At 62.0% G+C, this 12,038-nt stretch carries 13 protein-coding genes; all 13 read left to right on the top strand.

Annotation, left to right across the window (positions count from 1 at the left end; genetic code table 11):
* Positions 1 to 54 precede the first annotated feature (54 nt).
* Positions 55 to 360 carry a galactosyltransferase-related protein gene (locus IT472_RS03660; protein WP_297178547.1) on the top strand — a complete coding sequence of 102 codons (306 nt, stop codon included), beginning with the start codon at positions 55 to 57 and terminating at the stop codon, positions 358 to 360.
* A complete protein-coding gene (locus IT472_RS03655) occupies positions 357 to 587 on the top strand; it encodes a hypothetical protein (RefSeq protein ID WP_297178544.1) in 231 nt (76 codons plus the stop codon). Before IT472_RS03660 ends, IT472_RS03655 begins: the two co-directional genes overlap by 4 nt.
* A 10-nt stretch (positions 588 to 597) precedes the next feature.
* Positions 598 to 1,578: a glycosyltransferase family A protein gene (locus IT472_RS03650; RefSeq protein WP_297178540.1), complete on the top strand. Its 981-nt coding sequence runs from the start codon at positions 598 to 600 to the stop codon at positions 1,576 to 1,578.
* Positions 1,579 to 1,803: 225 nt separating this feature from the next.
* Complete coding sequence (locus IT472_RS03645) at positions 1,804 to 2,976, top strand: ATP-binding protein (RefSeq protein WP_297178536.1); 1,173 nt, start codon at positions 1,804 to 1,806, stop codon at positions 2,974 to 2,976.
* A 13-nt stretch (positions 2,977 to 2,989) separates the two neighbouring features.
* On the top strand, positions 2,990 to 4,000 hold the full coding sequence (locus tag IT472_RS03640; RefSeq protein ID WP_297178533.1) for a glycosyltransferase family A protein: 1,011 nt from the start codon (positions 2,990 to 2,992) through the stop codon (positions 3,998 to 4,000).
* 190 nt (positions 4,001 to 4,190) lie between these two features.
* On the top strand, positions 4,191 to 4,895 hold the full coding sequence (locus IT472_RS03635) for a hypothetical protein (RefSeq protein ID WP_297178530.1): 705 nt from the start codon (positions 4,191 to 4,193) through the stop codon (positions 4,893 to 4,895).
* 46 nt (positions 4,896 to 4,941) lie between these two features.
* Entirely contained in the window at positions 4,942 to 6,093 is a 1,152-nt protein-coding gene (locus tag IT472_RS03630; protein ID WP_297178527.1) for a glycosyltransferase family 4 protein, read from the top strand.
* Complete coding sequence (locus IT472_RS03625) at positions 6,090 to 7,001, top strand: hypothetical protein (RefSeq protein WP_297178524.1); 912 nt, start codon at positions 6,090 to 6,092, stop codon at positions 6,999 to 7,001. The genes IT472_RS03630 and IT472_RS03625 overlap by 4 nt, the downstream gene beginning before the upstream one ends.
* Positions 7,002 to 7,057: 56 nt before the next feature.
* On the top strand, positions 7,058 to 8,029 hold the full coding sequence (locus IT472_RS03620; protein ID WP_297178521.1) for a glycosyltransferase: 972 nt from the start codon (positions 7,058 to 7,060) through the stop codon (positions 8,027 to 8,029).
* Positions 8,030 to 8,597: 568 nt separating this feature from the next.
* A complete protein-coding gene (locus IT472_RS03615) occupies positions 8,598 to 8,798 on the top strand; it encodes a type II toxin-antitoxin system VapB family antitoxin (RefSeq protein ID WP_297178518.1) in 201 nt (66 codons plus the stop codon).
* Positions 8,795 to 9,196 (top strand): PIN domain-containing protein, encoded by a 402-nt coding sequence (locus IT472_RS03610; protein ID WP_297178514.1) that lies wholly within the window; start codon positions 8,795 to 8,797, stop codon positions 9,194 to 9,196. The genes IT472_RS03615 and IT472_RS03610 overlap by 4 nt, the downstream gene beginning before the upstream one ends.
* 318 nt (positions 9,197 to 9,514) lie before the next feature.
* Complete coding sequence (locus IT472_RS03605; protein ID WP_297178511.1) at positions 9,515 to 10,690, top strand: glycosyltransferase family 4 protein; 1,176 nt, start codon at positions 9,515 to 9,517, stop codon at positions 10,688 to 10,690.
* Positions 10,690 to 12,038 (top strand): hypothetical protein (locus tag IT472_RS03600; RefSeq protein WP_297178509.1); only part of this gene is annotated, 1,349 nt, incomplete at its 3' end. The genes IT472_RS03605 and IT472_RS03600, both read left to right, overlap by 1 nt.

Below are 12,038 nucleotides of genomic sequence, written 5' to 3'. Positions count from 1 at the left end.
GCGCCATCGCTCCCTGCGATTCACCGGAACCGGCGGCTGGACGCTGCCGTCGGGGTGGACGACATCGTCGAAAATACCCCCATGCCGATCGCGGTGCGCAAAACGACTTATTGGGCCATCGGCGGGCATGACGAGGACTATGCCGGCTGGGGCGGCGAGGACACCGAGTTTCTGGATCGACTGCGAACCCGCCGAATCAGCGAGGCGGGATGGCTGCCGCTCCTGCATGTCTGGCATGCAGCAGCGCCGAACAAGGCGAGTGGTGATCGCAACCATCGGTTGCATGAGGCGAAGATGCGCACATCGAGCGCGACCCGGATTCAGGCGTTGCGCGCGCGGACGGAGCCGCTGACGCAATGAACTGGAAATTGCTGGCCGGACGGATGTTCGATGCCTGGCGTGCCTATCCGCAAGCGCGCAGGCGCGTTGCCGTTGTTCCCGCGGGGCCGCCCATTTTCCTGACCGGCACCCATCGCAGCGGCACGACTAGGCTCGCCGGGATGCTGGCGGCAAGCGGTATCTGGTATGTGCATGAGCATCAGGAAGACCGGGATTGGATTGGCGAAGCAATGAGCCGACAGGGTTGAAGTGGGTTCCATGCGCTTGAATCAGGTCTCGGTCATCGTGCCGGTCCACAATCGCCCCGTACTGCTGCGTGAGGCGGTGGCGTCTGTGATGGCGCAGTCGTATCGGGACATTGAACTCGTGATCGTCGATGACGGTTCCAGCGACGACACTCCAGCAGTTGCATTGGCACTGTCGCAAGCGAACCCGGACATCATCCGAGTCGTGTCGCAAGCCAATGCCGGGCCAGGTGCTGCCCGCAATCTCGGTCTGGCCCATGCGCACGGCGAGTTCATCCAGTATCTGGATTCGGATGACCTGCTGGAACCGAGCAAGTTTGAATGGCAGGTGCAAGCGCTGCGCGAGCATGCCGAGGCGGGCGTGGCTTACGGCTTGACCCGGCGTGTGAATCTGGCGACGGGCGAGGTGCGCGATTGGGCTTGCACGAACGAGGACATCGTGGATATTTTCCCGTCGTTCTTGTTGAAGCGGGGCTGGGACACCAATTCCCCGCTCTGGCGGCGCAGTGTGTGCGATGCGATCGGGCCTTGGGCGGAGCTGCGTTGCCTCGAGGACTGGGAGCACGATCTGCGCGCCGGTTTGCTCGGGGTGAAGCCGGTACGCGTGCAAGGCCACGTCGTGACCGTGCGCGACCACGGCGAGCCTCGTGCCAGTGGCATGGACACGGGATTCACGCCGGCCATCGTGCGAGACATGTTCGTTGCCCATCGCTCGATCTGGCGCAAGATGCAAGCGGCGGACAAGACCGAGTGGACCTACTTCGAGCCGTTCTCGCGCAAGTTGTTCTGGATCGCCCGCCTGTGTGGCGAGCGTGGCCTCGAGGCGGAAGCAGACGAGGCACTGGCGTTGGCCGGTGAGGCTATGGCCATTGGTGGACGCACTGGGCGTCTCCGTGCATTCCGTGCGATGAAACAGGTGCTTGGGTGGCGTTGGACCGTGCGCCTTGGCGAAACCGCGCGCGGTGTTTTCCGTCGATCCAACGGGAACCGATGACGGCGCTTCCGCGCCGCGTGTCCGTGAAAACGGGGGTGAACCCCCCTTCCCGCGAGCGGGGAGGGAGACAAGCTTGCCGCACGGAACGGGTGCGATGCTTTGGATGTTCCTTCTCCTCACCCCGGATGGGGAGATAAGGTGGCCGCAGGCCGGATGCGGGGGCGCTATTTAGCTCCCTCGTGCATGAAGCTTGAAAAACGACAATCACATTGCTAAATTTCATGTATGATCACGCGGCAAGGCTATCTGGAGCAGGTTCGCAAGGCACTGGGCCGCGCCCCGGTGGTGGCCTTGCTCGGGCCACGGCAATGCGGCAAGACGACGCTGGCCAGGGAGTTTCTCGCCAGCGATCAGGCCGGGTATTTCGATCTGGAAGACCCGGCGGTGGCGGCGCTGATGGAAAACCCGATGACGGCGCTGCAGGATGCACGCGGGTTGGTGGTGCTGGACGAGGCGCAGCGCAAGCCCGGGCTGTTCCCCGTACTGCGGGTGCTGGCAGATCGTCCGGATCATCCGGCCACCTTCCTGGTCCTCGGCAGTGCCTCACCCGAGTTGAGCCGGCAAGCCTCCGAATCGCTGGCCGGGCGGGTCGAAATCGTGGAAATGCAGGGGTTCACGCTGGACGAGACCGGCACTGCCACGCAGCAGTCACTCTGGCTGCGGGGTGGCTTCCCGCGATCGTTCCTGGCAGCGGACGAGGAAGGCAGCCTGGCGTGGCGCCGGAACTTCATTCGCACCTTTCTGGAGCGCGATCTGGCGGCGCTGGGTTTCGGGATGGCAGCAGCGGCGATGGGCCGGTTCTGGGCCATGCTCGCCCACTATCACGGTCAGATCTGGAATGGTTCGGAGATTGCCGCTTCGCTGGGCATTGCCCCGAACACGGCACGCAGCTATCTGGATGCGCTGGAACAGACGTTTCTGGTACGGCGACTATTGCCTTGGCACGCGAATCTTGGCAAGCGTCTGGTGAAGGCACCCAAGCTCTACTTCCGGGACTCCGGCTTGCTGCATGCCTTGCTGGGCGTGCGGACGATGGCGGAATTGCAGGTGCATCCCAAGTTGGGGGCGTCCTGGGAGGGGTTTGCGCTTGAAACGGTGCTGCGCGCCGCCGCGCCGGACGAAGCCTATTTCCATGCAGTGCACAGCGGCAGCGAGCTGGATCTGTTGATGTTGAAAGGCGGGCGTCGCATCGGCGTGGAAATCAAGCGTGCGGATGCGCCAACCCTGACCAGTTCCATGCGCGTCGTCCTGGAAGATCTGGCGTTGGATGAATTGATCGTGATCTATCCGGGAACCCGGTCATACACGCTGGGTGAGCGGGTGCGGGTGCTGCCGCTGGAGGCGTGTTTGCGGGCGGGTCAATTCGATGGGCCGAACGCAGTCCGCAGCGCTGGATGAGGGGTGTTTTTGATTGACTGACACCGACAAAAAACCTTCCACGCCCCGCGTCTCGGTGGTGATGAGCGTCCACAATGACGCCATTCGCGTCGAGGTGGCAGTGCGCAGCATCCTGACGCAGACCTTCCAAGACCTGGAGCTGATCGTGATCGACGATGGCTCCAGTGATGGCTCGGCGGACGTACTCGACCAGCTTGCGGCAGGCGATGCGCGCCTGCATGTGATTCACCAGCAGAATACCGGGCTGACCCGCGCGCTGATCCATGGCTGCACGCTGGCACGGGGCGAATACATCGCCCGCCAGGACTCGGATGACTGGTCGCACCCGCAGCGCATTGCCGAGCAGGTGGCGCTGCTGGATGCCGACCCAGGCATGGGCTTCGCATCGTGCACGGTCCGCTACCTCGGCCCCGGGGATGAGTTTCTGTTCGAGGTGGGGCGGCCCACGGATTCCATCGTCGCCAGCCAAGGCCTGCGCGATCGCCGGGAAGGCCCGCCCGCCCACGGCAGCGTGATGTTCCGCAAGGCAGTCTATGAGCAGGCGGGGGGCTATCGACCCGCGTTCTATTTCGCGCAGGATTCCGATCTGTGGCTGCGCATGATCGAACGGGCGCGCATCGGTTATCTGGCGGCCGTACGGTATTGCGCTCGCAAGGAACCCGTGAGCACTTCGGGCGGGGCGCGGGCGGTGCAAAAGCGTTTCGGTGAGCTGGGCCATCTGTGCCGCCAGGCGCGGCTTGCTGGCCAGCCGGAAGCGCCATTTCTCGTCGAGGCCGAAGCACTGGCGCGGCAGTTCAAGGCGGGCATCGCGCAGACACCGGCCGGACGGCGGCGGGCATTGGCGGACGCAAACTACCTGATCGGCGCCCTGCTGACCGCCAATCGTGATGCCCGCGCACGCCGCTACCTCGGCCAGGCCATCCGCCTGTGCCCGTGGCGCCCCAAGCCGTGGATTCGTTTCGTCATGGCTCTTGCAACCAAGGGTCATGAAAGTGAGGCAATTTTGCCCGAATTCGACAAATAGAGCTTTTGAAAGTCCGAAGGAGCTTGCAATGGCCATCGGGACGACGTTTAGACCCTTATGGGGAATTATCTCTCGCGTTTTGGTTGTGCTGGCAGGGGGCGTTGTCATGACAACTCTTGCGGATGGTGCGTAAAGGAAACTGCGCCGTGATCATGATGAGGATGGATTCGTGTTCAGGATGATAGGCTGGGTGCTGCGAAAAATCGGCTTGTACAAACATGCGCTGCCATATTATCAGCGTCTTACATTGCCGCATGGTTCGACTGTCTTGATTCACATCGGAAAGTGTGGTGGCGGGAGCCTGAAACGTGGCTTGGTCAACGCCACGAAAAATATCGGTCCAATAGTCGTGCATATGCAAAAGCCGCCCTATCGGGCGGACCTGAAATACATCATCGTTGCGCGTGATCCGATAGCGCGCGTGGAGTCGGCGTTCCGTTGGCGCTACCGTTTGGTTGTCGCTGAAGGAATGCGTGACAATGTCTACAGGGACGAGTTCGATATTCTTTCAAGCTATTCGAACCTCAATCGGTTGGCGGAGGAGCTGTACACTGAAGCAGGCTTGCCTGTCGCCAAGGCGCAATCGGCCATGAAGAGCATCCACCATATCCGTGAGGACATCGCATTCTACCTGCATGATTTGCTGGAGAAATGCGAGCCGGAGCAAGTGATTGCCGTCTTGATGCAGGAATCGCTGGATTCTGATATCAGCAAGGTTTTTGGATACGAGAATAGCTTCAATGTGCGCCTGAATCGAGAATCGGCGACCAATGGCAGTCTGTCGCTTCTGGGGTTGAGGAATTTGAGGCGGTTTCTTGCAGATGATTACGAGGCCTTGATGAAACTCTATTGTTGGGGGAAGATTGACTGCGATGTTTTTCGTCGTATTGTTTGACGGCATCTGTTTTCCATGATTCAAAAATGCCACCATCTGACTTGAAATGAAAATATTGATCGGCGCCGATGCGGCCCCCAGCCCGGATTCTGGCGCGGCCGGCACCGTGGTGGCAACCAATCTTGCCTTGCAGGCCATGGGGCACGAGGTCGATGCGTTCTGGCACGATGATCTTGCGCATCGCATCAAGCACTGGAACCTGCATTACTGGCTGGAATTGCCGCGTGAATACCGCCGTGTGGTGGCACAGCGCAGTGCACAGGTCGATTACGACGTGATCCAGCTCAGCCAGCCGTATGCATGGCTGGCCGCACGCGACAATCAACGGCGTGGCTGCCGCGCCGTGTTCGTCAACCGCAGCCATGGATTGGAATGCATGGCCGATACCAAATTGTGCGAGTGGCATCAGCGCCTCGGTGTGCCGCAGGGGCGCTACCCCTGGCTGTCAGCGCTGCTGCGGGGGCGCGTACGCAAACAGATCGACCGGGTCGTGCGCTATTCCGATGGAATGATCGTTCCGGCGCAGGAAATCAAGGACCATCTGATTGCCCATCACGGCGCCACTCCGGAGCGGGTGGCGGTGATCCACCACGGCGTGCCGGAACCGTTCCTGCGGCATCCGGTGCGTCCGATGGATGCGGTACGGCTGCGTCGCATGCTGTGCGTTGGGCAGTATTCTTTCATCAAGGGGCCGCAGTTGTTGGCGCTGTCGGTGACACAGGTGTTGCAGGAGAATCCGCAGGCCAGCTTCAGTTGGGTCTGCAGCAAGGGGCATCATGCAGAGGTACGCGCCTTGTTTCCGGAAGCGGTGCACTCGCGGGTCCAGTTGCTTGATTGGATGGCGCAGGAGCAATTGATCGAAGTTTATGACAGCCATGGCGTGTGCATGGCGCATTCGCTTTACGAGGGCGCGGCCAAGGCTTGTACGGAGGCGATGGCGCGGGGGCTGGTATTGATCAGCAGTGCGGTGGGTGCGGTGAAGGACCATGTTCGACAAGACGTGAACGGGTATTGCGTCAATGTCGGGGACAGCGAAACCATGGCCAAACTGGCTTTGAGTGTTATGGCGCACTTGCCACGAGCCGTCGAAATTTCCGATGCTGCCCGTCGCACATCCGTTGGTTTGAGTTGGGCTGCCTGCGCAGAACAGGCTGTGGATTTTTACCAAGAGCTGCTGAGTCGGAGGGAGAAACATTGAGCGACAAACCTGGGAATGTTTGTGTAACAATCACCACAGGGCGTTCCGGGTCCACTTACCTGCACAACCTGTTCAGGCACAATTACCCCGAACAGCGCGGCATTTTCCATGAATCCCTGCATCCGGGCAAAGCCAAACCGGCGCGTTACCAACGGGTCAGTGACGATCACCCGCTTTCCGACCCTGAACTAGCAGCGCATCTGGAGTCCTGGGATCGCCTGCTCAAGGATGGGCCGGTGGTGGATTTTGGCTGGATCCTCGGTTGGTTGGCTCCGGCACTCCGAATGCGCTATGGGGATCGCTTGCGAGTGTTGGTGCTCACCGCGCACCCGCTATCGGTTGCCGCATCATTCGCCAACCGTGGGCATTACACGTTGAACAAGAATCCGGAATGGGCGATCTCGCCCCATCATGACCGGGTTATCTATGGGCAACGCTATGCAGGGCGTTGGTCAGGCATGAGTTCATTCGAAAAAGGACTGTATCGCTGGTTGGAAACGACCCGTTTCGGTCTTGATTTTCCGAGGCAATATCCTGAGGTAAGGGCACTGACGGTCACGAGCGGTGACGTGTTTTCCGAGCCGTCCGTCGTCGAGTCGATTGCAGACTTGATTGGCTTGCCGCCCAAGATACTGGACTACGGGGTGGATCGCAATGAATCCGCTCGTCAACATGTCGAACGACGGCCCGTAGGGAGCGAATGGAAACGCATCTATGACATGCCGGAAGTCGTGGAATTGGCGCAATTGCTGGGCTTTGACATGTCCGAATCCGCGCTTTCGCGGATGATCAAGCGCTACCAGCCGCAAGGCGTGCTCCCGAATCTGCGGCATCTGGTTGGCTATTGGCCAATTCGAGAACGCCTTGGGCGCATCAGGAGTCATTGGGGCAGGAGCCAAGACAGATAGTATGAGCCCAATGGAATCTTTATGCTTGGGGTTGATTCAGTGGCGGGGTTATTGGAATGACTGGCGGAGGTGAGGTTGTTTGCCCGAGCCTGAGTGTTGTCATCCCGTCCTACCGGCGTGGCAAGATCGTGCTGGATGCATTGAATGCCCTGATGGGGCTTGCAAAGCCAGCAGACGAACTGCTCTTGGTAGACCAGACGCTGGATCACCCTGCGGACGTCATCGCGGCCTTGCAGACGATGCACGACTGCGGGCAGATCCGCTGGATTCGCCTGCCTGAGCCCAGTATCCCGCATGCGATGAATGTTGGATTGCAGGGGGCCAAGTCCGACGTGGTGCTGCTCCTGGATGACGACATCGTGCCGGACCCGCTGCTGGTGGCTGCGCATCGGGCTGCGCAATCCGAGGGTGATGCCCTGGTTGCTGGACGGGTGTTTCAACCGGGGCAGGGATCGGAAACGTTGCGAAAAGGCGAAACTTTCCGGTTCACCAGCGACGCGCCGGCGCGAATCGACGAGTTCATGGGCGGGAATTTTTCGGTGCGCCGTGACGTGGCGCTGGCGCTGGGTGGGTTCGATGAGAACTTCGTCGGCGCGGCCTATCGGTTCGAGGCGGAGTTCGCGTCGCGCTATGTGCGTCAGCACGGCAAGATTCGTTACGAGCCCGGCGCGATCATTCATCACCTTGCCATTTCGACCGGCGGCACCCGCGCGCATGGCCACCATCTGCGCACCGCGCAACCTGCCCACACGGTCGGTGCGTATTACTTCCTGTTGCGCGCCCGCCCGCGTGGCTGGTGGTGGCAGATGCTTTGGCGTCCGCTGCGCGCGGTGCGCACACGCTTTCATTTGCGCCATCCGTGGCGGATTCCGCCGACGTTGTTGGCGGAAGTGCGTGGGTTTTTCTGGGCGCTGCGATTGTTGCTTGCCGGACCGAAGCTGGTGGGTGTTGGCGCCGGATTGGGGAATGAAAGACAAGAGGCAGGAGCAACGTCCATGGACTCCCGCCTGCGCGGGAGTGACGGGTGAAAATCGCGTTGTGTAAGGCCGTCATGCCCGCGCCGCTTCTGTCAGGCGGATGTCTGTCCCAGGCGGGCATCCAGCCACAGATCGTCATGCCCGCGAAGGCGGGCATCCATGGACGTTTATGGATCATGCGTGGAAGAGCCAACGTCCATGGGTCCCCGCCTGCGCGGGGACGACGGGGAAGCATCATCGTCATGCCCGCGGAGACGGGCATCCATGGACGTTCATGCATCATGCGTGAAAGTGCCAACGTCCATGGGGCCCCGCGTGCGCGGGGACGACGGATCGTCGAGCACACCGGCAGCACGGTGCGGCTGTGGGGCCCCGCGTGCGCGGGGACGACGGGCAAGCATCATCGTCATGCCCGCGAAGGCGGGCATCCATGGACGTTCATGCCTCATGCGTGAAAGAGCCAACGTCCATGGGTCCCTGCCTGCGCGGGGACGACGGGGAATGGGTGGCGTCGTGGGTGGAAGAGCTGCTTCGATCGTCGTCTTGGCTTTCGACTCAACCCGTTCGGTCAATTGCAATTCCGGAAATTCATGTGTAGCGTATTGTGTGGAGGTGCGCCATGGCAACCAACCTTGCTCTTGATCCGGAGTTGATCGATCGCGCCGTTGCCATCAGCGGCGAGCCGACGAAGAAGGCGGCCGTCACCTTGGCGCTGAAGGAATTCATTGCCCGGCGCGAGCAAAAACGGATCGTTGAATTGCTCGGCAATCTCGAGTGGGACAAGAGTTTTGACCACAATGCCGAGCGCAGCCGCCGTTGAGCCTGTTCGTTGATACCAGCGTGTGGTCGCTTGCTCTTCGGCGCGATGCTGTGCCGGATCAGCCGGCGGTTGTCGTGTTGCGCAAGGCATTGCTCGATGGTGATGTCATTGTCACGGCCGGGATCGTGCTGCAGGAGCTTTTGCAAGGCTTCAACGGCCCCAAGGCTCAGGCCTTGATCGTCGAACGGTTCCAGGTACTTCCGATCCTGAATCCTTCCCGTGAAACGCACAACGAAGCGGCGTTGTTGCGCAACCGGTGCCGGCGCCGTGGTGTCCAGATCGGAACCATCGATGCGCTCATCGCCCAGTTATGCATCGAGCATGATCTGGCATTGCTCACGACCGACAAGGATTTTCTGCATGCTGCACGCATCGTGCCGCTGCGTCTGGTGCTGTGATTGGATGGGTTGAAAAACAACGTCCATGGGTCCCTGCCTGCGCGGGGACGACGAGCAAGGGAAATCCGTCATGCCCGCGAAGGCGGGCATCCATGGACGTTTATGCATCATGCGTGAAAGAGCCAACGTCCATGGGTCACCGCCTGCGCGGGGACGACGGGCAGGCATCATCGTCATGCCCGCGAAGGCGGGCATCCATGGACGTTCATGCAGCATGCGTGAAAGAGCCAACGCCCATGGGGCCCCACCTGCGCGGGGACGGCGGGGAATGAAGGGGTGCCAGGGAATGAATGACGCCATGTGTGGGGAGATTTCCTGATGCGCGTCGCAATGGTCACCACCCATCCGATCCAGTATCAGGTGCCGTGGCTGCGGCTGCTCGGGCAGCGGGTGGGCATCGATCTGCAGGTGTTTTTCGCGATGGTGCCGGATGCGGCCGAGCAGGGGCGGGAGTTCGGGGTGGCGTTTGAATGGGATGTGCCGCTGCTGGAAGGCTATGCGCATTCCGTGCTGGACAATGTGTCGCGGCAGCCTTCGCTGACTGCGTTTCGCGGCTGCGATACACCTTCGGTGGCGTGGGTGTTTCGCGATGAGCGTTTTGATGCGGTGATCGTCAACGGCTGGGGCACCAAGATGGCGTTGCAGGCTCTGTGGGCGTGCAAGCGGTTGGGCATTCCCTGCATCGTGCGCGGCGAGGCCAACGGGTTGCGGCCGCGGGCCCGCTGGAAACGCTTCCTGCACGCGAGGCTGCTGGCGCGATATGCGGCTTGCCTGGCGATCGGTAGCAACAATCGGGATTATCTGCGCGCGGCGGGCGTGCCGGAGAAGCGCATTTTTTCGACACCCTATTGCATCGACAATGCGCGCTTCCGCGATGCGGCCGAACGCTGGCGGCAGGAACTTGGCGTCCCCGCGTTGCGGGCCCGCTTCGGTCTGGATTCCGAGCGCACCACCTTCCTGTTCTCCGGAAAATTCGTGGAGAAAAAACGCCCCGGTGACATCATCGAAGCGGTGCGGCGGCTGACCGAGGCGCAGCGTTCCGACATCCAGATTCTGATGGTCGGCGACGGCCCGCTGCGCGAGCAATTGCAGCAGGCGGCGCAAGGCCTGCCGGTGCACTTCGCCGGCTTTCTCAACCAGTCGGAGATCACCGCGGCCTATGCGGCCTCCGACGCGCTGCTGTTGCCCTCGGATTCGGGGGAAACTTGGGGGCTGGTGGTCAACGAGGCGATGGCCTGCGGGCTGCCGGCGCTGGTCAGCGACCAGGTGGGCAGTGCGGTCGATCTGGTGACGACCGGCGTCACCGGCGAAGTGTTCGGCTGTGGCGATGTGGCGGCGCTGTCGGCGCTGCTGGCCCGCCATGGCGGTGGGCGCGAGGCGTTGGCGCGGATGGGGCAGGCGGCGCAGGCGCGGGTGCTGGACGGCTACAATTTCGGGCGCGTCGTCGATGGGGTGATGGCGGCGCTGACCTTTGTCACGGAGACTTCCCGCTGATGTGGCTGTACGTGCTGCTTGGACTGTCCATCGGGTTCGCCTGCCTGAGCTTTGCGCGTTGGCGCTGGGGGATCGTGCTGATGATCCTGCTGGCGGCGGTGCAAGACCCGCTGCGCAAGCTGGTGCCGGGCACGCCGGGCTGGCTGGTGCTGGTGACGGCGCCGATTTTCATCGCCCTCGTCATTTCCGGCATGGCCCATACGCGCGGCTGGTGGCGCGGCTTCGGGCGGCCCTATCCAAAGATCGCCAAGGCGCTGCTGCTGCTGATATCGCTGTGTGCGCCGGCGGCGATCATCTCGGCCACCTATGGGCCCGGCTCCTGGATGTACACCCTGCTGGGGATGTTTTCCTACGGACTGATTTTTCTGGCCGTGGTGGCCGGCTTCCACTATGCCCGCGACTTGCGGATGCTGCGCGCGATGCTGGCCGCGTATTGCCTCGTCAACGGGGTGATGCTGACCGGTGGAATCTTCGAATATCTGAACTGGTTCCCTGATTGGACGATTCTCGGCAGCGACATCTTTGGCTATACATGGGTGCGCTGGGGAGCGGGATATATGGTGGACATGATCGCCGGTTTCTACCGTTCAGCCGACGTGATGGGCTGGCATGCGGCGGCGGTGAGCATCCTGTCGCTGGTGCTGGCCATTTCCGCCAAGGGCACGCGCCGCTATGGCTGGGTGGCGCTGAGCGCGTTCGCGATCGTCGCCCTGCTGCTGTGCGGTCGTCGCAAGATGGTGTACATGCTGCCGGTGTTCGCGCTGGCCCTGGTCTGGATTTACTGGCAGGCCGGGCGCCAGGCGCGGGCGGCGGCGCTGCTGGGGCTGCTGCTGATTCCCTTGGGCAGCGTCTTCATCACCGGCGATTGGCTGTCCGAGGATTCGGCCAATATGCGCTATTACAGCGGTCAGGGCCTGAAGTTCGATGCGGCGGAAAGCATTCAGGGGCAGGGTTTCGCCGCCGTGGCGACCACGCTCCAACAAGAGGGGTTCTTCGGCGGCGGTCTCGGTTTCGCCACTCCGGGCGCGCACAATCTGAACGCTGCGCGGCCCAGGGCTTGGCAGGAAAGCGCGCCCAGCCGGATCATGTTCGAACTCGGTGTGCCGGGCGTGTTGGGCTTTTTGCTGGTGATGCTCAATATCGCCCTTGCGATGTGGCGGGCAACGCTGGCCCAGGTGCGTGCGAAAACGCAGGCGGCGCCGGTGGCTGCCGGGTTGACCGCGTTCTTCATCGCCAATGTCGGCAGCTTGACGGTGTCCGGGCAGATTCTGGCCGATCCGTTCATCGCCTCCTTCCTCGGCCTGCTGGTCGGCGTGGTGCTGTCGATCCCGCGGCTTGATGCGGTGGC

This window comes from Thermomonas sp. (genome assembly GCF_020850895.1).
Lineage (GTDB): Bacteria > Pseudomonadota > Gammaproteobacteria > Xanthomonadales > Xanthomonadaceae > Thermomonas.
The sequence above is the reverse complement of the archived record's forward strand: the minus strand, read 5'-3'. Positions and strand labels throughout refer to the sequence as shown.